Source organism: Mesorhizobium muleiense (genome assembly GCF_900099905.1).
In the GTDB taxonomy this organism is placed as follows: Bacteria; Pseudomonadota; Alphaproteobacteria; order Rhizobiales; family Rhizobiaceae; genus Mesorhizobium; species Mesorhizobium muleiense.
On record NZ_FNEE01000001.1, the window covers coordinates 750525 to 772199 of the forward strand.

The following is a 21675-nucleotide window of genomic DNA, read 5'->3' on the forward strand; positions in this document are numbered from 1 at the left end:
TGCTGAATTTCACGCCATGAATCGCATCTCGGCAGGATCACTCTCCCGGCGCCGCTTCCTGACGCAGGGAGCAGGGCTGGCCGCGGCCGGCGTCCTTGCGCGACCGGCACTCGGACAGACCGGAGAGCGCATTGCGCCTGTCGACGCCACCTTCCTGTTCGTCGCCGATGTCCATGCCTGCCGCATGGCCAGCGGGCTGAGTCCCAATTGCCAGCAGGAAGGCAAGACCGACGCCGCCTTGCTGCGCAGCGTCGCCGCGTTGAACGGCATTGGCGAGAAGCACTGGCCGGCCGAAATCAACGGCATCGCCACCGGCCTGCGCTCGGCCGGCAGCCGCATCGGCACGCCGCTCGGCCTCGTCGTCGGCGGCGACATGACCGACGACGGCGGCGGCCAGGTCATCCAGCCCAGCGAGGGCACGCAGTTGCTCCAGTTCAGCCAGCGTTACCAGCAGGGCATCGGCCCCGATCGCGTGCATGTGCCGGTCTATGTCGGCCTCGGCAACCACGATCTCGACCAGAACGGCCCGCCAAACCACGTCGACTGGTACCGCCGCGAAATGCGGGACTATGTCGAGGTCAGCCATCGTGCCGGCGTGTTCTTCAAGCCGCCGGTGCCGGTGACCAGTTACGATGTCGACACCGACTGCTACTCGTGGGACTGGGGCGGCCTGCATCTCGTCCAGACGCACCGTTTCGCCGGCGACACCGGCCACGGCGCGGTCTCCGGCCTGCCATGGCTGAAGCAGGATCTGGCGACCTATGCAGCGGACGGCCGCCCCGTCATCCTGTTCCAGCACTATGGTTGGGATGTTTTCTCGATCGAACGGTGGGATGCCGCCAAAGGGACCTTCGACGATGAAGGCGCTGGTGCGCCGCACTGGTGGAGCGAGGCGGACCGGCAGGCGCTGCTGGCGGCGCTGAAGGGCTACAACGTCATCGGCATCTTCCATGGCCACCAGCACGAGACAGCGATGATCTACCGCGGCGATGGGCTCGACCTGTTCAAGCCGAAGGCCGCTTATATGGGCGCCTTCGCGCTTGCGCGGGTGAGCGGCGACAGCATGGACGTGGCGCTTGGCGAAGCCGTTGGCGACCATGGCGAGATCGCCTTCACCAACGCTTTCTCAAAGAGCCTGAATTTCTAACGGCAACTGAAGCAGACAGCGGACCGCTAAACCGCTTTCCTCATCGCTATCGAAACAGCAGCGCAGGGGTCAGATCACCTTCCTGAACTTGTCCTTGATGTCGCCATAGGCCTTCTGCATTTTGCCGGCGATCTTGTCGGCCACGCCTTCAGCTTGGACGCGCCTGTTGCCGGTGGCCTTGCCGGCGGCTTTCTTCACCGAGCCCTTGAGCTGCTTGGCTAGGCCCGCAATCTGACTCTTGTTCACCATGGCCGCATCTCCCGGAATCAATCTGCTGTTTGGGAAACGGATGGCTGAGTTTTCGGTTCCGGAGCCCTGCCTCGTCGGTCAATCAACTGGCCACGGCCTTTGGCCCTGACCGCCATGGCGATTGCTACTCGGCATAAAAGAACGCCCCTCGCGCGTTTTATTGCACGGGAGGCGTCCTTTGTGTCAGCCTTTCCTGAGATTGCTCTCATGAACTGCTGGCGATATTTACAATGCACGGATGCCAAGATGGTTCCCGGCATGGCGCGATTTTTTTTTACATTTTTAACAGCTGGCGCTGGGCCCGGTTTTCGGCGTCAGATCCGCCGTCGAATTGCCTGCGCAGCCAGCGTGCCGCCATCGGCCCGCCGACGACGAAAGTAGACGGCGAAAGCAAAAAATTGACACGGCGCCAAAAGAAGTCTAAAAGCAATTCGTCGATATTTGTTTGACCGACTTTTGTTATCCGCGTGTCCAGGCGCGCCTTTGACGAACTTCCCCCATCAAAATCGAGACAAACGCTGTTGTGCATTCGCATGACGGTGAACGAATATTTGCCACGGAAAGGGTTCGTTATGAGCACAGGCACAGTTAAATGGTTCAATGCCACCAAGGGTTTCGGTTTTATTCAGCCTGACGACGGCTCGGCCGACGTTTTTGTCCACATCTCGGCAGTAGAGCGCGCCGGAATGCGCGACATCGTCGAGGGCCAGAAGCTCGGCTACGAGATGGTCCGCGACAACAAGTCGGGCAAGATGTCCGCCGATCAGTTGAAGGCGGCCTAAAACGGAATTCAGCCTCGCCGGTGACCACGGATGTACTGGCACCGGTGAACGGCAAATTCCAGCGCATGACCCCGGAAACATCGGTTTCCGGAAAGGATCATGCGCAGAATGAGCAAGTGCACGCGCGTTCAACCGGACGCGCGGCGCTCCAGCGGAGGTCAGGCAATGCCTGGCCTTTTGCGTTTCGGGCGCCGCAAAAGTTCGAAAAGAGCACCGCGCGTTCGCTTGAACGTGCTAAGGATGCTCCAGCAATTTGAAATCGACTGCCGTATTGCTTTGTGCGTGGTCCTGGTCGAAAGACCGGTCTCGCCATTTTCGGCATTACGCTCCGAACCGGGAGAAAGACCTTGACCGCCACTTCGAAGAAATCCCGCGACCACGCCGAATCCATCTTCAGCAAGACCCAGACCCAGTCCATGTCGCTCAACCGCATTATTTCCGAGCAGGATGCTGTCAGCCAGGCCCGGGAAGCCAAGACCGCGCGGCTGCGCGAACTGCGCCTGGAAAAGGAAGCTGACGAGCTGGCTGCAGCCGCCTCGCTCGCTGCCTCGCCGAAGCGCGCAGGCAAACGCTGATGGCCACCAAACGCGTCCCGCAAGAGGCGATCGCCGCCGATTCGACCATCGCCGATGTCGTGGGAGCCCTCGACAAGCCGGTCGAGTATGTCCGGCGCGTGCTCGAAAAGCTCGAGCGGTGCAAGCGCGCCCATGGCGATGCCCAGGTCAGGCTCGGCGTGCGTGGCCGCTCCGAATGCCCGAACTATCTGATCGAGTATGTCCGTGAAAATGCCAAGACCCATGAGCGCGTCACCCATCAGGATGCCGCCTATAGCGGCAGCACGCATCGCGAACTGGCACCCCGGCACATCGAGGAGGCCAGGAACTGGTCGCCCGAGGAAATGAACATCACGGCGGTCTCGGCGCTGATCGGCCGGCTTCGCAACCCGAATGCGCCTTCATCGCGTTTCTCCGACGAGGATTGATATGGCCATAAAATTTTCCGCCAAGGATCAGCCGGCAGCAGCCGCTGCCACCGCAAAGCTGGCCAAGCCGGCCGCCGCGCCGAAAGCCGATGTCGCCACCGAGGCAGCGACCGACCTGTTCAAGTCGCCGGCGGACGTGGCGTCGCGCAAGACCAGGAAGAAAAAATAGCGCCCTTGCCGAGCAACGCCGGAATGAATTCTGTTGCGTCAGGGCTGCTCGCCCTGGCGAGCGCCGGAGACTTTTCGTCACTGGAGGAGCGCGCCGCCCCTCTCTTCGACTGCCAGAGCTGTGGCGCCTGCTGTTCCTATTCGGCCGAATGGCCGCGCTTCTCGACCGAAGATGACGCGCAGCTCGACCGGATCCCGCAAGACTATGTGGCTGCCGACGAAGCCGGCATGCGCTGTGACGGCGTGCGCTGCTCGGCACTTTCCGGCGAGGTTGGCAAGTCGACCATTTGCGGCATCTACGAGGTCCGGCCGGACGTCTGCCGCGCCTGCATGCCCGGTGGCGACGACTGCCTGATGGCGCGCAAGGCACATGGTCTGCCGGCGCCCTGATAACGGGCCTCGATAGGTCTCAGTTTGAATTTCCATCTCGGGTGGGAAGCGGCCATTCCTGTCGCTGGGCTGTGGAATTCCAGCGCTCTGCGGCCAGGCCATCGGATGCGTCGAGTAGAGACGGGCGGCTCAGTCGTTCCTCACTGAGTCAGCGTGTTTTTGTAGATCAGGCCGTCCTTCATGATGATTTTGAAGTTGTTGGCAGGATCGGCCACCAGGTCGAGGTTCTCCAGCGGATTGCCTTCGACGAGCAGGAGGTCGGCGAGCGCGCCCTCTTCGATCACGCCGAGCTTTCCCGGATAGGGATTGCGAAGGCCCGACAGCGCGAGCAGCTCGGCATTGGTCCCGGTCGCCATGACGAGCGCTTCGGCAGGCGTGTACCAACGCACAAGCGACGCCAGGATTGCTCCCTGCTGCTTCGCCAGCGCGCGGGAGAACAGGACATCGGTGCCCCATGCCGTCTTGATCTTGTATTTCTTCGCGAGTTGGTAGGTCCTGCCGATGCCCGGCCACACCTCATCGGCCTTGGCTCGCTCGACCGAACCCTCTCGGAGGCCTGTCCTCATCAATTCGGGAAGCGGCTGCAAGCTCAGCCAAACGTCCTTTTCGGCGATCAGCTTGGCGGTTGCCTCGTCCATGAGGAAGCCGTGTTCGATGCACTTGACGCCAGCCGCGACAGCCTTCCGGATCGCATCCGAGGTGAAGGCGTGCGCGGCGACGTAGGTGCCCCAATTCTCGGCAATTTCAACGGCGGCCCGCAGTTCGGGCTCGGTGAAGGTGGTGACGTCGAGCGGGCTGTGGGGCGACGACACTCCACCGCCCGCTGTCAGCTTCAGCAGCGCGGCCCCCTGCATGAATTGCTCGCGGGCACGCAAACGCACCTCGTCGGGACTGTCCACGACTATGCTGCCGCCGTTCCTCTCCATGGGGGTGAACAAGCCGCCGATCGTCCGGGGCAAGTCGCTGAGCTGGCGGAAATCCCCATGCCCGCTGGTCACGGTGATCATGGCTCCGGACGGATAGATGCGCGGTCCCGCGACGATGCCTTGATCTATCGCGCGCTTGAGGCCGAACACCGGCCCGCCCACGTCGCGAACGGTGGTGAAGCCGCGCATCAGCGTATCCGTCGCCTCGTCGCCGGCCGCAAGATTGGCGAAGCCGATGTCGCCCATCGCCTCTGCCGGGGTGGATGCAATCAGCATTGCGTGCCAATGCGCATCGATCAGCCCCGGCATCAGCGTTCGCCCGTTGCCGGCGATGCGCTGCACACCCTCGGCCGCGATGGGACTTGTCGAAATCCGCGCGATCAGGTTGCCCTGCACCAGCACACTCGACGGAGCCGAAAGTGCGGCGCCCTTCCCGTCGAATATACGGACGTTTTCGAAAAGCACGTCATCGGCGCTCGCGCTGGCGCAAAGTCCAAGCAGGAGAGCCGCCGCAAGCATTTGTCTGCCAGAGCGAAGCATCGTGAAAACCGGGCGCGCAACAAAGAACAACACAGCGGCGCAGGACAGGGCATGCGCCGCAACCTTGCCTTTCGTCAGCTCCTGCGATCCAGAGGATTTGTGACACATGACGATTATCCCGCTTCAGGAGAGGTGGTCACGGCGCAAGGACAAGTTTGTAGCTTACACGGCATCGGGTCAAGAAGTGTTCCGGACTGGCACCGGACTGGCCTCGTTCGCAGTGAAGGTGGTGTCCAAAGTCAGGCCAATGCGATGACGGCAGGGCCAGCAGTGCAAGGTTTGCCTTAGGAAACGAGCTGACGATTCTGACGAAACGTCGCCTACGGGAGTTGGTTTTAAAATCCCGCCGAGGGATACCGCCTTGGGTCGTGACCCGAAATTCGAAATGAGGCACTAACGGTCTTCGGGCTGGCTTGTGCCCGCGCGTTTCGCTGGCTACCTTGCCGGCGGCAGGTCACCGGAGGACGCATCGTGAGCATCGAATTCTTGTTGACGTCGCTGATCGTCGTGGCTTCGCCCGGCACCGGCGTTCTCTATACGCTGAGCGCCGGACTTTCGCGTGGCGCGCGCGCCAGCATCATCGCGGCTGTTGGTTGCACGCTCGGCATCATTCCGCACATGGCGGCCGCCATCACCGGTCTGGCGGCGCTGCTGCACACCAGCGCGCTCGCCTTCGAGACGCTGAAATATCTGGGCGTCGCCTATCTGCTCTACATGGCGTGGAACACGCTGAAGGAGAGCGGCAGCTTGAACCTCGGGCAGGATGTCGCGCCGCGCACGACCGGCAAGGTGATCACCTCAGGCATCCTCATCAACATCCTCAACCCGAAGCTGTCGATTTTCTTCTTCGCCTTCCTGCCGCAGTTCGTCAGCACCACCGAACCGCACGCGCTGTCGAAGATGCTGGAGCTCAGCTCCGTCTTCATGCTTTTGACCTTCATCGTCTTTGTCGGCTACGGCATCTTCGCCGCCTCGATCCGCAGCCATGTCGTGTCGCGGCCGATGGTGCTCACCTGGATGCGCCGCACCTTCGCCGGCGCCTTCGTCGCGCTCGGCGCAAAACTGGCGCTGACCGAGCGGTAGCGCCTGTTGGCGCTAGCCCTTGACGTATCCCATCGCTTCGACGATCAGCCCGTCCGCTACGCGCATCAGATTGACGCCACGGATGGAGTTGCCGTCGGCCGGCCAATAACGCCAGCGGATTGTCGCCCGTTCACCGGCGACGAACGTCTCCTCGATGTCAAAACAGGTGCCGGGTTCGCTGGCGATCGCCGACCACAGCCGCACGCATGCCTCCCGGCCGGCATGGCGGGCGCCATCCGGCGCCGGCACGGTGTTTTCGATGACGCAGTCCTCGGCCACCAGGCCCGGGAGTGCCGACGGATCATGAAGCTGGAACACGTCGTTGAAGCGCCGCATGATCTCGACCGTCTGTCTGGATTGGTCGTCGGGATGGACGACAATGATGCTATCCCGTTCCATCTCGGTACCTCCTGATTTCATTTTTCCGCAGCGGCGGCCGTGACGAGGTCGGCCTTGAGCCTGATATCCGCTACGCCCGCCAAAGCCCGGGAGACGAGGCATGTTGCTTTCGCCGATTGGGCAAGGCGCTGGAATTCCTCGGGCGCCAGGCCCGGGATTTCGGCTTCCGTTTCAAGGTCGATGCGGGTGAGCGTCGGTCCTGCCGTGCTCGTGCCGAGATGCACCTTGGCGACGGTGTGAATCCGTACGGGGACATGGCCGCCGCTGCCCAGTATGGCGCTCAGCGCCATTGAAAAGCAGCCGGCATGCGCCGCCGCAATCAGTTCCTCGGGATTGGTGCCGGGACCGTTTTCGAAGCGCGATGGGAAGGAATAGGCGCCTTCGAAGACGCCGCTGCCGAGCCGCAGCCGGCCCGAGCCTTCTTTCAACGAACCCTGCCATTGGGCCTCTGCTTCACGAATGGTCATTTTGTCGTTCTCCTCTTCGATGGAATGGTGCTGAATATATAGACTGATCTACATATTATATAGACCGATTGTCATATTCGGCGCAAGCCTATAGTGCTCACTCCTGACAGAGGTTGACATGGCGAACGACACCCGCATCCGCATCATCGAGGCGACGGCGCTGCTGCTGAGGCAGCGCGGCTATCACGGCACCTCGCTCAACGACCTCTTGAGCGCCTCCGGTGCGCCAAGAGGATCGCTCTACTTTCATTTTCCGGGCGGCAAGGACCAATTGGTCATCGAGGTGACGCGCGACAGCGTGGACAAGGTGTCTCGATGGCTTGGCGAAGAGCTGGCCGCCGAAAAAGATCCGGCGGTGGCTGTCCACCACATCTACCAGTCGGTCGCACGCATGCTGGAGGACAACCAGTTCACGCTTGGCTGTCCGATCGCACCGGTGGTGCTGGACTCGCCGGCCGACGTGCCGGAACTGGCCGAACTGTGCCGGTCGGCTTTCGAGCAATGGGTAGGCCTGCTGCAGGCGGCCTTCGTCAGGGCCGGGGTGTCCGAGCGCCGCGCCCGCGCCCTGGCGCTGCTTGTCGAATCATCGCTGGAGGGGCTGATGGTGATCGCGCGCGCCAGCCGCGACCGCGCCCCGGTGCTGGCGGTAGCCGATGAAGTCGCCGCGCTGATAGAGGGTGCATTGCCGGCCAAAGAGGTCGCTGTAACGGCGAGCTGATACTGCTTGTTTTGAGCTTGAAAGGCTCGGCCCTGGCCAGCCCCTCGTCTGCACGACTAGTCAACAATCTCTTTGCGTGCGGCCGAAGCAAGGAAGGCGGAGCGGGTTTGTCCCCGTTCACGCGCCGTGGCATCGATAGCTTCAAGCAGGCCAAGATCGAAGGATACGTTGATACGCGTTGTGGAACCACGGTCACGGATCAGCGGAACGACCGTCGTCATAGCGCCTTCGCGTTCCTCCGCAAGTTCTGGATCATTTGCAATCGCATCGAAATCGCGAGCGGAAAGCACCGGATCGCCGTCGGCCTCCAGCATTCGCACATGACCGGAAAGCGCCTCGACAGAGTTGCGCACAGCCTCGTCTATCGTGTCGCCAGCCGAAATGCAGCCGGGCATATCGGGAAAGTCGACGCCATAGACGCTATCAGGATCTTTGCGAATAAAAGCGATGTAGCGCATCTTCTTATCTTGCTTTGTTGAGCAGCCATTGTGCAACCAGCAAATCGCCAGCGCTGAAGATTAGCCGAAACGACGTTGCCTTCGTCATCCTGGGGCGGAGCAGGAGCGAAGCGACGTAGCGGAGGCGCTAGGATTCCATGCCGTGACTCTGCCAAATTGTACAGCGGTACAGGAGGTCTCGCCCGCCGATCGCGGCTGGCACGGCCATTGTGTTCATGACATACAAAAAGGGCGCCTTTCGGCGCCCTTTCCGTATGGGAACTTTGATGCGTGGATTAGAAATCCATGCCGCCCATGCCGCCCATGCCGCCGCCGCCCATGCCGCCTGGCATGCCGCCGCCAGCCGACTCCTTCTTCGGAGCCTCCGCGATCATGGCTTCGGTGGTGACCAGCAGGCCGGCGACCGAGGCCGCGTCCTGGAGAGCCGTGCGCACGACCTTGACCGGATCGACGATACCCATGGCGATCATGTCGCCATATTCGCCGGTCTGGGCGTTGAAGCCGAAGGTCGGGCCCTTGTTCTCGAGGATCTTGCCGGCAACGATCGAGGCTTCCGCACCGGCGTTGGCCGCGATCTGACGGGCCGGAGCCTGCAGCGCGCGACGCACGATGGCGATGCCGGCGGTCTGGTCGGAGTTGGCGCCGACAGCCTTGATGCTCAGCGAAGCGCGCAGCAGCGCGACGCCGCCGCCGGGAACGATGCCTTCTTCGACGGCCGCGCGGGTCGCGTTGAGGGCGTCATCGACGCGGTCCTTCTTTTCCTTGACTTCGATCTCGGTCGCACCGCCGACGCGGATGACGGCAACGCCGCCCGCCAGCTTGGCGAGACGTTCCTGCAGCTTCTCCTTGTCATAGTCCGAGGTGGTCTCCTCGATCTGCTGCTTGATCTGGGCGACGCGGCCCTGGATCTCGGCCTTCTTGCCGGCGCCGTCGACGATGGTGGTGTTCTCCTTGGAGATCGACACCTTCTTGGCGCGGCCGAGCATGTTGAGGCCGACATTCTCGAGCTTGATGCCGAGGTCTTCGGAAATGACCTGGCCACCGGTGAGGATGGCGATGTCTTCCAGCATGGCCTTGCGGCGATCACCAAAACCCGGCGCCTTGACGGCGGCGATCTTCAGGCCGCCACGCAGCTTGTTGACGACCAGCGTGGCCAGGGCCTCGCCTTCGACGTCTTCCGAGATGATGACCAGCGGCTTCGAGGTCTGCACGACAGCCTCGAGGATCGGCAGCATGGCCTGCAGGTTGGAGAGCTTCTTCTCGTGGAGAAGGATGTAGGCGTCTTCCAGATCCGCAACCATCTTGTCGGCGTTGGTGACGAAGTAGGGCGAGAGATAGCCGCGGTCGAACTGCATGCCTTCGACGACTTCGAGTTCGGTCTCGGCGGTCTTGGCTTCCTCGACCGTGATGACGCCCTCATTGCCGACCTTCTGCATCGCTTCGGCGATCATCGAGCCGACCGAGGCATCGCCATTGCCGGCGATGGTGCCGACCTGGGCAACCTCTTCCGAGGTCTTGATCTTCTTGGCGTTCTTGATCAGCGTCGAGACGACGTCGCTGACCGCGAGGTCGATGCCGCGCTTCAGGTCCATCGGGTTCATGCCGGCGGCAACCGCCTTGTGGCCTTCCTGGACGATCGACTGCGCCAGAACGGTCGCGGTCGTGGTGCCGTCGCCGGCGATGTCGTTGGTCTTCGAAGCAACTTCGCGGACCATCTGCGCGCCCATGTTCTCGAACTTGTCCTCAAGCTCGATTTCCTTGGCGACGGTGACGCCGTCCTTGGTGATGCGCGGGGCGCCGAACGACTTGTCGATGACCACGTTGCGGCCCTTGGGGCCGAGCGTGACCTTCACTGCGTCGGCGAGGATGTTGACGCCGCGCAGCATGCGCTCACGGGCATCACGAGAAAATTTTACGTCTTTGGCAGCCATTTTTAGCTCCTGGCAGGGGCTTCAATCGAGCCCGGGAATTCAGTTGACGAAAGGGCCTGATATGAGCCGATGATGCCCATGATGTCGGATTCCTTCATGATCAGAAGGTCTTCGCCATTGAGCTTGACTTCGGTGCCCGACCACTTGCCGAACAGGATGCGATCGCCGGCCTTGACGTCCAGCGGGACGAGCTTGCCGGCTTCGTCGCGGGCGCCGGAACCAACGGCGATGATCTCGCCTTCCTGCGGCTTTTCCTTCGCCGTGTCGGGGATGATGATCCCGCCGGCAGTCTTGGATTCGGATTCAACCCGGCGTACGACCACGCGGTCATGAAGCGGGCGGAACTTCGACTTTGCCATTTTTTATTCCTCGGTGAGAATGGTGAGAATAGTTCCTCCGTCCGGCGGCGCCGGACAAACCTATAAGCCCGGCGGCGCCGGACCTACGCTTAGCACTCACCAATGGCGAGTGCTAACGTGGCGGTGAGATAAGCCGGTGGCTGGCGAGAGTCAAGGCGCTGAGTGGGCTGATCGACAGCCGCAGCCTGCTTCGAACTGATACTTGACTAAGTCAACTAAATGGTTGATCTTGTGCGGGCAGGAGGATGCCATGACGATTCATCATCAACCCGGCAGGGAGCGGATCGATGCTGTGCGGGGCTTCAACCGCTTCTACACCCGCCAGATCGGGCTGCTCGATGAAGGGCTGCTGAAAAGCGCCTTCTCGCTGACCGAGGCCCGTGTGCTCTATGAACTGGCGCATCGCGATGGCCTGACCGCCACCGATCTTGCGTGCGATCTCGGTCTCGACCCCGGCTATCTCAGTCGGTTGCTGAAAAAGTTCGAGGAGCGCGGCCTGGTCGAGCGCGTGGCGACGCAAGCCGATGCTCGGCGCTCGTCGATTGCGCTGACGCCGGCGGGAAGAGCGGCGTTCGCGCCGCTGAACCAGGGTTCGCACGATCAGGTCGCGGCCCTGCTCGACCGGCTTTCCGCACCGGAACAGGACAGGCTGGTCAAGGCGATGCAGACGGTGCAGCGCCTGCTGGGCGAGAGTGCAGAGCCCAGGGTCCCTTACATGCTGCGGTCCTTGCAGGTCGGCGACATCGGCTGGATCATCCATCGCCAGGGCCTGCTCTATGCGCAGGAATATGGCTGGGACGAAACTTATGAGGCGCTGGTCGCCGAAATCCTCGGCGCCTTCGTCAAATCCTACGATCCGAAATGGGAACGCAGCTGGATCGCCGAACGGGAAGGGGAAGTCGTCGGCTCGGTCTTTCTCGTGCGCCAGTCGGACGCGGTGGCGAAGCTGCGCCTGCTCTATGTCGAACCCTCGGCGCGCGGTCTCGGCATCGGCAGGCGGCTGGTCGAGGAATGCATCGGCTTTGCCCGTGCCAAGGGCTACAAGAAATTGACGCTGTGGACCAACGACGTGCTCACCTCAGCGCGCCGCATCTACGAGGCGGCCGGGTTCAAGCTGGCCAATCAGGAACGCCACCACGCCTTCGGCAAGGATCTGGTCGGCCAGAACTGGAACCTGGAGTTGTAGCATTTTTCCCTTCTCCCCTTGTGGGAGAAGGTGGATCGGCGCGCAGCGCCGAGACGGTTGAGGGGCGTTGGCCGGAGTGCCGGCGGTGCCAAGCTGGAACACCCCTCATCCGACCTCGCTTCGCGAGGCCACCTTCTCCCACAAGGGGATAAGGCAAGACAAGGCGGAGGCTTCCTCACCCTTTGACCGGTATCCAGATTTCCAGCCCGCCATTGCCGCTGCGCGGATCGAATTCGGGACCGTAGCGCTCGAATTCGGGCGCGTCGGCAATCTTGTGCCCGGAGGCCGGCAGCCATTTGTTCCAGATCGTGTTGACCGTGCGGCGGATGGTCGAGATGTGGTCACGATGGGCGAACACGGCGTATTTCTGCGCCGGCACGCGTACGCGCGAAAACTCCTTCGGCAGGTCCGAAAAATCGGACACCTCGACGCCGGCGATATAGTCGAAATTGCCTGCATCGTCGCCGTTGACGCAGACGCCATAGGCGATGTCGCCGACCTCGCCTGGAATGTTGCCGACATAGGGGCCGAACCGCTGCCACTGCATCGGAATGCCGGCGCTGGTTTCGCAGCTGTAGCGCTCGCCGAGACCGGCGATGAGGAACGGCCGGCTGGTTTCGAAACGCGGCGGCTCGAGATTGGCGAGGAAGGACTGGTCCATCAGGATCGGCTCCACGAGATCGAGGTTTTTGAGCGAGCCTTGCGCGCGCACCAGTTCCGGCGTGGTGCCGAACTGGTCGCGGAAGGCACGGGTGAAAGCCTCATGCGAGGCATAGCCGGCGTCGAGCGCGACCGAGAGGATGTCCGGTGCGCCGGCGGCGAGCCTGCGCGCCGCCTCGGTCAGCCGGCGAGAACGCAGGTAGCCCATCACCGAACGTCCGGTCGCCGCACCGAAAGCCCGCGTCACGTGAAAGCGCGACACACCGCTGCTGTTGGCGACATCGTCGAGCGAGATGGCCTCCGGCAGATGGCTTTCGACGAACCACAGCGCTTTCTCGGTCGGGTTCATATGGCTCCTTGCTGTGGGACTGCGCATTGGCCAGGTCATGGTATCGCTTCCTGGTGGAGGCAGTTTGATCGAAATTGCGCACCGCGCAATGCGACGGTGGTCGGCAAGTCGAAGGCGTTGGGCGAAGGGCTTGACGGGAGCAGGCGTTGTCTTTTAAGTAGTAACGTTATTACATTACGAGATTCGGTATGCTCGTTCTGACAAGACCATTGCTCGCGGGGCACTCCGGAACCCGGGATTGGCGGAAAATTAGGGTGGCTGACTGATGGTCCCCAAGCCGAAAGGCGAGGGGTGAAAAGGGAACACGGTGAGATCTTCGGATCGAGGCCGTGGCTGCCCCCGCAACTGTAAGCGGCGAGCAAAATCCGAAATGCCACTGGCCAAGGCTGGGAAGGCAGGATGGCGCAAGGACCCGCGAGCCAGGAGACCTGCATCGCACGAGTTGACCGGACGGGGTGTGCCGGGAGGAGACGTGGACATCGGTCTTGTCGGCCGGTCCAGCTTCCTTCCGTCGCCATTGAGAAAGTGACGGTAAGTTGGACGCCTGCCAGCCTCTTCTTGAAGCGCGTGAACTGAGCGCCACGGCGAATGGCCAGCGCCTGGTCAGTGCGGTCAGCCTTTCGGTCGCGGCGGGAGACCGCCTCGCCATCATCGGTCCCAACGGCGCCGGCAAGACGACGCTGCTGCGCATGCTATGCGGCACGCTGCGGCCGAGCGCGGGAGATGTGAGATTTTCCGGACGCCGGCTGGAGACGTTTCCGGCCGCCGAGCGGGCGCTGCACATGGCGGTCGTCGGCCAGACCGATCAGCCCGATCCGCGGCTTGCCGTGATCGACTACGTCGGACTTGGGCGGGTCCCGCATGCCGGCTTGCGACGCAGGAGCGAGCAACGCGACATCGTCGTCGAAGCGCTTCGCAGAACCGGCCTGCTGCCGCTGCTCGGCCGCACGATCGGCTCGCTATCGGGTGGTGAGCGGCAACGCGCCCAGCTGGCGCGCGCCATCGCCCAGGAGCCGAAAATCCTGTTCCTCGATGAACCGACCAATCATCTCGATCCGCGCGCCCGCAGCGAACTTCTCGAACTCGTATCGCAGCTTGGCATGACCGTCGTGGCGGTGCTGCATGATCTGTCGCTGGTCACGCCATTTGCCACCAGGGTCGCGGTGATCAACGAGGCCCGCCTGCAGGCACTCGCCGGTCCGCGCGAGGCGCTGACCAAGCAGTTGATCCGCGAGATTTTCGGCGTCGACGTGCTTCGGCTGCGCCATCCGACCGAAGACCGCGAACTCAGGGTGTTCGAAGTCCCGAACCGTGCCTCTTCTGATCTAACCAAGGAGCAACATCCGTGAAACGCCTCGCACTGTCTTTTGCCTCTCTGGTGCTTGCCCAGACCGCCTTCGCTTTCCCGGTAACAGTCGACAGCTGCGGCACACCGCTGACGTTCGACGCCGCGCCGAAGCGCGCCGTCATCCAGGATATGAACATGGCCGAGATGGCCTTCGCGCTGGGGCTGCAACCGTCGATCGTCGGCCTGACCGGCATCACCGGATGGTACAAGGTCGGTCCGGAATTCAAGGCCGAGCAGGGCGCGATTCCGGAACTTGCGCCGAAATACCCGACGCTCGAAAACCTGGTCGCGGTCGAGCCCGATTTCTTCTTCGCCGGCTGGTATTACGGCATGAAGCCGGGCGGCGAGGTAACGCCCGATACGCTGGCGCCACACGGCATCAAGACGCTGGTGCTGACGGAAAGCTGCGTCCATCTCGACAACAACCGCCCCGCCGCCTCGATGGACCTGCTCTACGGCGACATCGAAAAGCTGGGCAGGATTTTCGGCAAGGAGGCCGAGGCGAAAAAACTCGTTTCAGGCTGGAAAGCGCAACTCGCCGATATCACGGCAAAGGTCGGCGACCGCGAGGGGACGCGGGTGTTTCTCTACGACTCCGGCGAAGACAAACCCTTCACATCAGGCAAGTTCGCGATCCCCAGCGCCATGATCGCCGCTGCCGGCGGCGACAACATCATGGCCGACATGCAGACGAGCTGGGGCAACACGGATTGGGAAACGGTCGCTTCCCGCAATCCGCAGTTCCTGATCCTGCTCGACTACCAGGACGTCGGCGGTTACAGGAAACTGCTCGACTTCCTCAAAGTCCATCCGGCAATGAAGGAGACCGACGCGGTCCGGAATGAGCGCTTCGTCGCGCTGCGCTATGGCGAGCTGACGCCTGGACCCGCCAACATCGAGGCGATCGGCAAGATCGCCAGCGCGATGCACCCGGAAGCCTTCTGAGCTTGCGCCACAGGGCGTTCGAATTGGCCATGGCAGCAGGAGCGGCAGCAATCGCCGCTCTTGCTCTGCTGTCGATCGCCTATGGATCGACGGTCATAGCGTTGAGCGACGTGGTTGCTGCGCTCGGACATGCGGCCGGGCTGGACGGAGATCTCGTGCCCGGTTCGGTCGGCAATATCCCGGTTGCCAAGATAATTGTCGATCTCAGGCTGCCGCGCACGATCATGGAATCTGTGTCGGCGCCGGGCTGGGCGTCATCGGCGCGCTGCTGCAGACGGTAACCCGAAACGATCTCGCCGATCCGTTCCTGTTCGGGCTGTCCTCCGGTGCCGCGGCAGGCGCTGTTTCCGTCATCACCATTTTTGGCGACCGTTTCGGCATCTGGACGTTGCCGGTTGCCGCCTTCACCGGCGGGATATTGGCCGCCGGCATCGTGCTTTTGCTGGTTTCGCGGGTGAGGGGGCAAGGCCCCGAACGGCTGATACTGGCCGGGCTTGCCGTCTCGTTCATGTTCATCGCCCTGACCAACTATCTCGTCTTCGCCGGAGACCAGCGCGCCGCTCACTCGGTATTGTTCTGGACGATGGGCGGGCTCGGCCTGGCGCGATGGGACAATGTCGGGCTGGCTGCTCTTGGCGCGGGCACCATTCTTGCTTATGGCCTGTGGAACCATCGCAAGCTCGACGCCTTCCTGGCCGGCGAGAATGCTGCCGAAAGTCTTGGGGTGCCGGTTGTGCGGATGCGCAGGACGGCGTTTCTCGTCGCTGCCTTCTCGACGGCGATCCTGGTCTCGGTCGCAGGTGTCATCGGTTTCGTCGGGCTGATGATCCCGCATCTGTCCCGGCCCCTGGCCGGCCCGTTGCATCTGCGCCTGATTGCAAGCTGCGCCCTCTTCGGAGCGGTGCTGCTGCTGGCAAGCGACCTTCTGGCGCGCACGCTGCTGCCGCCGCAGGAACTGCCGATCGGCATCATCACCAGTTCGGTCGGCGCTTTCTTCGTGGTCACCATGCTCATTCGCAATCGTTCATGATGGGCTGCCATGCACACTTGCCGGCTTCTGGCACAATGCCGAGTCTTTGGACTGACCTCTGGGACCGGCGCAGCGCGCCGAACCGCCTGTCGAGATTTTCACCGGCAGGATCGGCCATCATGTGCGATGGGCCTGCATGAGATTGGCCCCCCTTCTCCCCTTGTGGGAGAAGGTGGCCGCCCACGGGTCTTGCCTCCGGCAAGCCCGAGGACAGGCTCCGCGGCCGGATGAGGGGTGCTCCAGCTTGGAACCGACAGCACAGCACTCCTCAACCGTCTCGGCGCTGCGCGCCGATCCACCTTCCCCACAAGCGGAGAAGGCAAGAACTGCGCCATGCCCCGGTCGGCATCGACCCGGTTCACACGCCATTAGTATATCTGGACCACTATGCGGTCGCTTAGCTTGCAGCGAGCTTTCCTTGCTTTGCGCCAGGCGCCGAACCGGAGGAACTGTGTTTGGTCACGAAATCATCGAGGCAAGCCGCCCAGGCGCCCGAATCGACCGAGCTTGCCACGCTGGCGAAACTGGCGGGCTCCTCGTACGAGACGCTCGAGCGCGAACTCAGGGCTACGATCGCAACACTTGAGCAACAGGCGCTGCGATTCGAGACGGCGATCGACAACATCTCGCAAGGCATCTGCTTTTTCGACGCCGCTGAACGGCTGATCCTGTGCAACCGCCGCTATGCGGAAATTTACCGCATCGCCCCCGAACACTTGCGTCCCGGCCGGACGCTGGGCGAAATCGTCGAACGCCGCATCGCTGCCGGGACATCCGCGATGGCCAGCGACGCTTATCTCGCATTCGCCCGGGCGGTCAATTCGGGCACGACCTTGAGAAACTGGACCGCCAATCTCACCGACGGCCGGACAATTCAGATCTGCCACCAGCCGATGCCTGACGGCGGATGGGTGGCCACGCATGAGGACATAACGGAACTCACCGCCAATCGCCTGATCGTCGACGAGCGCATCTCGCTGCAAACGCTGATCGACTGGGTGCCAGACTACCTGTGGGTGAAGGACACCGAAGGCCGCTTCGTCGTCGCCAACAAGGCCATTGCTTCCGACAGCGGCAAGGCCAAAACCAGTGACATGATCGGTTTGACCGATTTCGATCTTCATGCCCCCGAGCTTGCGCAGAAGTTTCGCGCCATCGAGCAAGGCGTGCTGCGCAGCGGACAGCCGATGATCGATGAGGAAGAGTTCGTTGTCGATGCGTCAGGCGCCGGCAAATGGTTTTCGTCGACGAAGGTGCCGTTGCGCAATGTTCAAAACGATATCTTCGGTCTGGTCGGCATCGCCCACGACATCACCGCCCGCAAGCAGGCGGACACCCTTCGAGACGGGCAGGCGCAGATACTGGAAATGATCGCGACGAGCGCCCCGCTCGAAGATGTGCTCGACTGCCTCATGCGCCTCGCCGAGTCTCAGTTGACGGGAATATTCGGTTCCGTCCTGTTGCTCGACAAGGATGGCAGCCACTTGCGGCACGGCGCCGCGCCGAGCTTGGCAAAGGCCTATACGAGCGCCATCGACGGGATCGCCGTCGGCCCCAAAATGGGATCCTGCGGAACCGCTGCCTACCGGCGCGAGCCGGTCATTGTCGCGGACATCATGCACGACCCGCTTTGGCACGATCACTGCGAATTGGCGGCGGCCTATGGCTACCGTTCGTGCTGGTCGACCCCGATCCTGTCGCACCAGGGCGCTGTGCTGGGCGTCTTTGCCATGTACTCGACGACCGTGCGCGGGCCGACCGCGGCCGAGACCCGGCTCATCGATTTCACGACGCGTATTGCCGGGATCGCCATCGAGCGCAAGCTGGCCGAAGATCGGATCCACTTCATGGCCAACCATGATGTGCTGACCGGACTGCCCAATCGCGCTCTGCTCGAGGACCGGCTTTCGCAGGCGATCCTCTACGCGCAGCGATATGATCGCTGGGTGACGGTGGTGTTCATCGATCTGGACAATTTCAAACTCGTCAACGACACGCTTGGCCACAATGCCGGGGACGAGCTGTTGAAGACCGTAGCTGGCCGTATCGTCGAGCGCGTAAGGGCGACCGATACGGTCGTGCGGCTTGGTGGCGACGAATTCGTCGTCGTTCTGTTCGATCAACCGACGAATGTCGATCTCATCTCCGAGACCCTGCAAGCCATTCGGGCGGCGATTGCAGAGCCGGTTCAGCTCGGAGCACATCGGCTGAGGGCGACGGCCAGTATCGGCATCGCCAGCTACCCCAAGGATGGGACCAGCCCCGACACGCTGCTGGCCAATGCCGATGCGGCCATGTATCGCGCCAAGGAATTCGGCCGCGACAATTTCCAGTTCTACGCTCCCGAATTCAACACCAGAGCGCATGAGAAATTCGTGCTTCAGGAGGACTTGCGTAACGCCCTGGCCCGTTTGGAATTCACGCTGTTCTACCAGCCGCAGGTCGATCTTCGGTCGGGCCACGTCTTTGCCGTCGAAGCATTAATACGCTGGAATCATCCGACGCGGGGCATGTTGGCACCGACCGCCTTCATTCCGACGGCCGAGGAGACAAGTCTGATCGTGCCGATCGGCGATTGGGTCCTGCACGAGGCCTGTCGGCAGAACAAGGCATGGCAGGATGCCGGCCTGCCGCCGATGACCGTCTGCGTGAATGTGTCGACGCGGCAATTCAGGGAAAAGAACCTGATCGGCCGCGTCGCCGATGCCCTGAACGTCAGCGGTCTGGAGGCCAGATATCTCGAGCTGGAGGTGACCGAAAGCCTGATCATGCAGGATATCGACCTGGCGGTCGCAACGATGAATCAGCTGCAAAACCTGGGCGTTCAGATCTCGATCGACGATTTCGGAACAGGCTACTCCAGCCTCAGTGCGCTCAAGACCTTTCCAGTGGCGCGGCTGAAAATCGACAAGTCGTTCATCAACGATATCGCTGCTGACGAAAACGACCAGGCTGTCGCCAGCGCCGTAATATCATTGGGTCAAAATCTGAATCTGAGGGTCATCGCCGAGGGCGTCGAGACGGACGATCAGGTGGCCTTCTTGCGCAAGAACAATTGCGATGAAATGCAGGGCTATCATTTCAGCGAGCCGGTTTCGGCCCCTGACATCGAGAAAATGCTCAGTGGCGAACCCATGGATTGACGGGTCGACCATGATCTCCTCAGCCAAGGCGGCATTGCCGCCAGCGCCGATTGGCCTGTGCCCGCGTTGCTATTTGCCCAGGACAAGGCTCCAGTAACGCCGCGAGCTGTCGCGGCCGTCCCGCACATAGGCCAGGCCGAAGCGGGTGAAGCGCGGGTCGAGCATGTTGCGGCGGTGGCCGGCCGAATGCATCCAGATGTCAAACAGCTTCTGCTGATCGAAACGGCCCTCGGCGATGTTTTCGGCGGCAGCACCGGCAATGCCGTTGCCCTTGACGCGCAAAGCAAATCCCTTGCCCCAGCCGGTCGAGTGGGTCATGCGGCCGCCGCGCGCCATATAGCCGGACTGCTGCAGGGCTGCCTGTTCGAGCTGACGGTCGGGGACAAGCGGTTCGAGGCCGGCTGAGGCGCGGATGCCCGCCAGCGTGCCGACGGCGGAGGCGGAGACCCCGGCGCCTTCGCCGGTGGGCAGCACAGTGGCACAAGCGGCAAGCCCGGCCAGCGCGGCAAGGCCGACGGCCCTAAGCAGCATTCGCCTGTTTGGCGTCGGGCGCGTTTCGTCAGGGCAGGGTTCTAGGGATGGTTGATTGGCGGTGTCGGTGAGCGTCATGCCTGCCTGACATAGCGGCAATAGTGGCTTTTGCCGGGCAGGCGTTCAGAAATCTCGCCGCTGCCCCCTTAGCCGTCCGCGAACCCCGCTGATGCGCGCTGCGGCGCGATAGTCTCCAAGCTTGCCGCCCAACCACCCCCGGTAGCCGCATTGCTCAAGGGCGCTCTTGGCGGCTATCTGGCAGACACCTGGCTGATCCCGGTATCGATCCAGGCACGCGTCTGTTCCAGAACTTCATCCGAAAGCGCGGGATCGTCGATAGCCCGGGCGAGGATCACTGCCCCCACCATCGCTGCCCAGCATCCGATCGCTGTGCGGCGTCTGTCTGCCGGATCCAACTCCGGCAGCGTCTTGCCGATATGGTCGATCTGCGAGCGAAGGCCTTCGGTCATGGCCGAGCGGGCAGCCGGGGTCTGATGGCGGATGTCCGCAACAAGGCCCGCTGTCGGGCAACCACCGGCGGCATTGTCGCGATGCCGGGGCGAAAGATAGTCATCCACATAGGCGCGAAGGTCGCCCCCTCCGCTTGAGTCCGCGGCGAGGACATGGGCAAGGGTTTGGGCGATCAGGTCGTCCTTCGAGCTGAAATGGCCATAGAAGCCGCCATGGGTGAACCCGGCGGCTTTCATCACCTCCGCCACGCTGACCGCGTCGAACCCCTTGTCGCGAAACAGCCGGCTGGCAACATCCAGAATTCGGCGGCGGTTCTCCGCCATCTGTTCTCGACTGACCTTCATTTCAAAATTCTCCGCCGGCGCCGTTGACATTTACATGATGGGCATCATATTTAGAATGCAATCATGATGATCGTCATGAATATAGAGTCCATCAGCGAAAAGAGCAATGCCATGACCATTCCGTCAGTCCTCATAACCGGCGCCTCCACCGGCATCGGAGCCGCCTATGCCGAGCGCTTCGCGCGCCGCGGGCACGACCTCGTGCTGGTTGCCCGTGACACGGCACGAATGGAGGCTCTGGCGGCCCGTCTGCATCAGGAAAATGGCGTGGCGATCGACATCATCCAGGCTGATCTTACGCAGGCTGCCGAGCTTGCAACGGTAGAGACGAGGCTGCGCGACGACGCCCGCATCGGGATCCTCGTCAACAATGCCGGAACGGCCATCGGCGGAAGCTTTATCGAGCAGAGCACCGATGACGTTGCGCGTCTGGTTGCGCTCAACACCACCGCGCTTCTGCGGCTAGCCAGCGCCATCGCCCCGCGTCTTGCGGCGGCCGGCGAAGGGGCGATCGTCAACATCGGCTCGGTGGTCGGCCTGGCGCCGGAGTTCGGTATGACGGTCTACGGCGCAACCAAAGCCTTCGTGCTGTTTCTGTCGCAGGGCCTCAGCCTCGAGCTCGCGCCGAAGGGTGTCTACGTCCAGGCCGTGCTTCCCGCCACGACGCGAACGGAGATCTGGGGACATGTTGGGGCCGACGTCAACACGCTTTCCGGCGTGATGGAGGTCGACGATCTGGTGAATGCGGCGCTGGTCGGCTTCGACCGCCGCGAGTTGGTGACCATCCCGCCGCTACCCGATGCCGGGCAGTGGGATGCGCTTCAGGCCGCACGCCAGGCCATGCTTCCGAACTATCGGAACGAACATCCCGCCGAGCGGTATCGCACGGTCGCCTGAGCACCAACGAAGCCATTTCGATAAACGACCCGCCGCGCCAGCGATGAAACATCGGAGCGCCGCGCCCGCGCGGCCATCCCACGTCGACACCAGCGCCGCCGCCTTCGCCTGTAGGCAGCACGGTGGCGGCAAGGCCGCCTGGCTGAGATAAGCGCGATCCTGGCTGCCAAAT

The 21675-nt window shown here is 62.6% G+C and carries 23 protein-coding genes, 2 pseudogenes and 1 riboswitch; of the genes and pseudogenes, 14 read left to right on the forward strand and 11 right to left on the reverse strand.

Translation table 11 applies throughout. The annotated features are described in order from the left end of the window. Positions 1 to 16 precede the first annotated feature (16 nt). Positions 17 to 1147, forward strand: coding sequence for a metallophosphoesterase (locus BLT09_RS03580; protein ID WP_167366311.1), 1131 nt, complete (start codon positions 17 to 19; stop codon positions 1145 to 1147). Between the two features lie 69 nt (positions 1148 to 1216). On the opposite strand, the gene BLT09_RS03585 is transcribed toward BLT09_RS03580, so the two are convergent. Continuing rightward, the gene (locus BLT09_RS03585; protein ID WP_091590669.1) at positions 1217 to 1396 is read right to left on the reverse strand and encodes a CsbD family protein; all 180 of its coding nucleotides are present in this window, start codon (positions 1394 to 1396) and stop codon (positions 1217 to 1219) included. Between the two features lie 274 nt (positions 1397 to 1670). Further along, positions 1671 to 1925: a hypothetical protein gene (locus BLT09_RS03590; protein ID WP_139172484.1), complete on the reverse strand. Its 255-nt coding sequence runs from the start codon at positions 1923 to 1925 to the stop codon at positions 1671 to 1673. Positions 1926 to 1968: 43 nt separating this feature from the next. On the opposite strand from BLT09_RS03590, the gene BLT09_RS03595 reads away from it, so the two are divergent. The 5 genes from BLT09_RS03595 (at position 1969) to BLT09_RS03620 (ending at position 3718) form a co-directional block, all read left to right on the forward strand. Further along, positions 1969 to 2178, forward strand: a complete 210-nt coding sequence (locus BLT09_RS03595) for a cold-shock protein (protein ID WP_010915421.1) — start codon at positions 1969 to 1971, stop codon at positions 2176 to 2178. Between the two features lie 347 nt (positions 2179 to 2525). After that, positions 2526 to 2753, forward strand: coding sequence for a hypothetical protein (locus BLT09_RS03605; RefSeq protein WP_027155369.1), 228 nt, complete (start codon positions 2526 to 2528; stop codon positions 2751 to 2753). Further along, a complete protein-coding gene (locus BLT09_RS03610) occupies positions 2753 to 3160 on the forward strand; it encodes a hypothetical protein (protein ID WP_027155370.1) in 408 nt (135 codons plus the stop codon). The genes BLT09_RS03605 and BLT09_RS03610 overlap by 1 nt, the downstream gene beginning before the upstream one ends. Before the next feature lies 1 nt (position 3161). Beyond that, positions 3162 to 3329 (forward strand): hypothetical protein, encoded by a 168-nt coding sequence (locus BLT09_RS03615; RefSeq protein ID WP_091590673.1) that lies wholly within the window; start codon positions 3162 to 3164, stop codon positions 3327 to 3329. Positions 3330 to 3352: 23 nt separating this feature from the next. Then, the gene (locus BLT09_RS03620; protein ID WP_091590675.1) at positions 3353 to 3718 is read left to right on the forward strand and encodes a YkgJ family cysteine cluster protein; all 366 of its coding nucleotides are present in this window, start codon (positions 3353 to 3355) and stop codon (positions 3716 to 3718) included. A gap of 140 nt (positions 3719 to 3858) precedes the next feature. Here the strand turns inward: BLT09_RS03620 and BLT09_RS03625 are convergent, their stop codons facing one another. Continuing rightward, a complete protein-coding gene (locus BLT09_RS03625; RefSeq protein WP_167366312.1) occupies positions 3859 to 5163 on the reverse strand; it encodes a metal-dependent hydrolase family protein in 1305 nt (434 codons plus the stop codon). 492 nt (positions 5164 to 5655) lie between these two features. Here BLT09_RS03625 and BLT09_RS03630 point away from each other — a divergent pair, with 492 nt between their 5' ends. After that, entirely contained in the window at positions 5656 to 6267 is a 612-nt protein-coding gene (locus BLT09_RS03630; RefSeq protein WP_091590678.1) for a LysE family translocator, read from the forward strand. A gap of 12 nt (positions 6268 to 6279) precedes the next feature. Here BLT09_RS03630 and BLT09_RS03635 read toward each other — a convergent pair whose 3' ends face one another. Further along, the gene (locus tag BLT09_RS03635; protein ID WP_091590883.1) at positions 6280 to 6666 is read right to left on the reverse strand and encodes a nuclear transport factor 2 family protein; all 387 of its coding nucleotides are present in this window, start codon (positions 6664 to 6666) and stop codon (positions 6280 to 6282) included. Positions 6667 to 6683: 17 nt separating this feature from the next. Beyond that, the gene (locus BLT09_RS03640) at positions 6684 to 7133 is read right to left on the reverse strand and encodes an OsmC family protein (protein ID WP_091590680.1); all 450 of its coding nucleotides are present in this window, start codon (positions 7131 to 7133) and stop codon (positions 6684 to 6686) included. Positions 7134 to 7251: 118 nt separating this feature from the next. Here BLT09_RS03640 and BLT09_RS03645 point away from each other — a divergent pair, with 118 nt between their 5' ends. Continuing rightward, positions 7252 to 7851 (forward strand): TetR/AcrR family transcriptional regulator, encoded by a 600-nt coding sequence (locus BLT09_RS03645; protein WP_091590682.1) that lies wholly within the window; start codon positions 7252 to 7254, stop codon positions 7849 to 7851. 56 nt (positions 7852 to 7907) lie between these two features. On the opposite strand, the gene BLT09_RS03650 is transcribed toward BLT09_RS03645, so the two are convergent. The 3 genes and pseudogenes from BLT09_RS03650 to groES all read right to left on the reverse strand — a co-directional run. After that, positions 7908 to 8309, reverse strand: coding sequence for a type II toxin-antitoxin system HicB family antitoxin (locus BLT09_RS03650; RefSeq protein WP_091590684.1), 402 nt, complete (start codon positions 8307 to 8309; stop codon positions 7908 to 7910). 275 nt (positions 8310 to 8584) lie between these two features. After that, positions 8585 to 10240, reverse strand: coding sequence for a chaperonin GroEL (gene groL, locus BLT09_RS03655; RefSeq protein ID WP_091590686.1), 1656 nt, complete (start codon positions 10238 to 10240; stop codon positions 8585 to 8587). Positions 10241 to 10305: 65 nt separating this feature from the next. Beyond that, a pseudogene (gene groES / locus BLT09_RS03660) lies at positions 10306 to 10599 on the reverse strand (co-chaperone GroES); the annotation flags it as partial. Positions 10600 to 10849: 250 nt separating this feature from the next. Between groES and BLT09_RS03665 the strand changes: the two are divergent. Beyond that, entirely contained in the window at positions 10850 to 11785 is a 936-nt protein-coding gene (locus BLT09_RS03665) for a bifunctional helix-turn-helix transcriptional regulator/GNAT family N-acetyltransferase (protein WP_091590688.1), read from the forward strand. A 175-nt stretch (positions 11786 to 11960) separates the two neighbouring features. Here the strand turns inward: BLT09_RS03665 and BLT09_RS03675 are convergent, their stop codons facing one another. After that, a complete protein-coding gene (locus tag BLT09_RS03675) occupies positions 11961 to 12794 on the reverse strand; it encodes an AraC family transcriptional regulator (protein ID WP_091590885.1) in 834 nt (277 codons plus the stop codon). A 249-nt stretch (positions 12795 to 13043) separates the two neighbouring features. Continuing rightward, positions 13044 to 13243, forward strand: a riboswitch (cobalamin riboswitch). A gap of 87 nt (positions 13244 to 13330) precedes the next feature. Here BLT09_RS03675 and BLT09_RS03680 point away from each other — a divergent pair. From BLT09_RS03680 to BLT09_RS03695, 4 genes and pseudogenes are all read left to right on the forward strand, one after another. Beyond that, entirely contained in the window at positions 13331 to 14143 is an 813-nt protein-coding gene (locus BLT09_RS03680) for an ABC transporter ATP-binding protein (protein ID WP_091590691.1), read from the forward strand. Then, a complete protein-coding gene (locus tag BLT09_RS03685) occupies positions 14140 to 15087 on the forward strand; it encodes an ABC transporter substrate-binding protein (RefSeq protein WP_091590692.1) in 948 nt (315 codons plus the stop codon). Before BLT09_RS03680 ends, BLT09_RS03685 begins: the two co-directional genes overlap by 4 nt. A gap of 29 nt (positions 15088 to 15116) precedes the next feature. Next, positions 15117 to 16117, forward strand: a pseudogene (locus tag BLT09_RS03690) (FecCD family ABC transporter permease). Between the two features lie 455 nt (positions 16118 to 16572). Continuing rightward, positions 16573 to 19260 carry an EAL domain-containing protein gene (locus BLT09_RS03695; RefSeq protein ID WP_091590694.1) on the forward strand — a complete coding sequence of 896 codons (2688 nt, stop codon included), beginning with the start codon at positions 16573 to 16575 and terminating at the stop codon, positions 19258 to 19260. A 69-nt stretch (positions 19261 to 19329) separates the two neighbouring features. Here BLT09_RS03695 and BLT09_RS03700 read toward each other — a convergent pair whose 3' ends face one another. Together BLT09_RS03700 and BLT09_RS03705 are read right to left on the reverse strand one after the other, a co-directional pair. After that, positions 19330 to 19791, reverse strand: a complete 462-nt coding sequence (locus tag BLT09_RS03700) for a CAP domain-containing protein (RefSeq protein WP_208602469.1) — start codon at positions 19789 to 19791, stop codon at positions 19330 to 19332. A gap of 251 nt (positions 19792 to 20042) precedes the next feature. Next, a complete protein-coding gene (locus BLT09_RS03705; protein WP_091590887.1) occupies positions 20043 to 20606 on the reverse strand; it encodes a TetR/AcrR family transcriptional regulator in 564 nt (187 codons plus the stop codon). A 63-nt stretch (positions 20607 to 20669) separates the two neighbouring features. Here BLT09_RS03705 and BLT09_RS03710 point away from each other — a divergent pair, with 63 nt between their 5' ends. After that, complete coding sequence (locus tag BLT09_RS03710) at positions 20670 to 21503, forward strand: SDR family NAD(P)-dependent oxidoreductase (protein ID WP_091590698.1); 834 nt, start codon at positions 20670 to 20672, stop codon at positions 21501 to 21503. Positions 21504 to 21675: the final 172 nt, after the last annotated feature.

Coding starts and splice junctions, on each gene's coding strand:
- BLT09_RS03645 (WP_091590682.1), top strand. CDS start 7,252: ATGGCGAACGACACCCGCATCCGCATCATCGAGGCGACGGCGCTGCTG.
- BLT09_RS03585 (WP_091590669.1), bottom strand. CDS start 1,396: ATGGTGAACAAGAGTCAGATTGCGGGCCTAGCCAAGCAGCTCAAGGGC.
- BLT09_RS03635 (WP_091590883.1), bottom strand. CDS start 6,666: ATGGAACGGGATAGCATCATTGTCGTCCATCCCGACGACCAATCCAGA.
- BLT09_RS03610 (WP_027155370.1), top strand. CDS start 2,753: ATGGCCACCAAACGCGTCCCGCAAGAGGCGATCGCCGCCGATTCGACC.
- BLT09_RS03665 (WP_091590688.1), top strand. CDS start 10,850: ATGACGATTCATCATCAACCCGGCAGGGAGCGGATCGATGCTGTGCGG.
- BLT09_RS03615 (WP_091590673.1), top strand. CDS start 3,162: ATGGCCATAAAATTTTCCGCCAAGGATCAGCCGGCAGCAGCCGCTGCC.
- BLT09_RS03710 (WP_091590698.1), top strand. CDS start 20,670: ATGATGATCGTCATGAATATAGAGTCCATCAGCGAAAAGAGCAATGCC.
- BLT09_RS03640 (WP_091590680.1), bottom strand. CDS start 7,133: ATGACCATTCGTGAAGCAGAGGCCCAATGGCAGGGTTCGTTGAAAGAA.
- BLT09_RS03625 (WP_167366312.1), bottom strand. CDS start 5,163: ATGCTTGCGGCGGCTCTCCTGCTTGGACTTTGCGCCAGCGCGAGCGCC.
- BLT09_RS03705 (WP_091590887.1), bottom strand. CDS start 20,606: ATGAAGGTCAGTCGAGAACAGATGGCGGAGAACCGCCGCCGAATTCTG.
- BLT09_RS03700 (WP_208602469.1), bottom strand. CDS start 19,791: ATGCTGCTTAGGGCCGTCGGCCTTGCCGCGCTGGCCGGGCTTGCCGCT.
- BLT09_RS03675 (WP_091590885.1), bottom strand. CDS start 12,794: ATGAACCCGACCGAGAAAGCGCTGTGGTTCGTCGAAAGCCATCTGCCG.
- BLT09_RS03590 (WP_139172484.1), bottom strand. CDS start 1,925: ATGCACAACAGCGTTTGTCTCGATTTTGATGGGGGAAGTTCGTCAAAG.
- BLT09_RS03580 (WP_167366311.1), top strand. CDS start 17: ATGAATCGCATCTCGGCAGGATCACTCTCCCGGCGCCGCTTCCTGACG.
- BLT09_RS03620 (WP_091590675.1), top strand. CDS start 3,353: ATGAATTCTGTTGCGTCAGGGCTGCTCGCCCTGGCGAGCGCCGGAGAC.
- groL (WP_091590686.1), bottom strand. CDS start 10,240: ATGGCTGCCAAAGACGTAAAATTTTCTCGTGATGCCCGTGAGCGCATG.
- BLT09_RS03595 (WP_010915421.1), top strand. CDS start 1,969: ATGAGCACAGGCACAGTTAAATGGTTCAATGCCACCAAGGGTTTCGGT.
- BLT09_RS03650 (WP_091590684.1), bottom strand. CDS start 8,309: ATGCGCTACATCGCTTTTATTCGCAAAGATCCTGATAGCGTCTATGGC.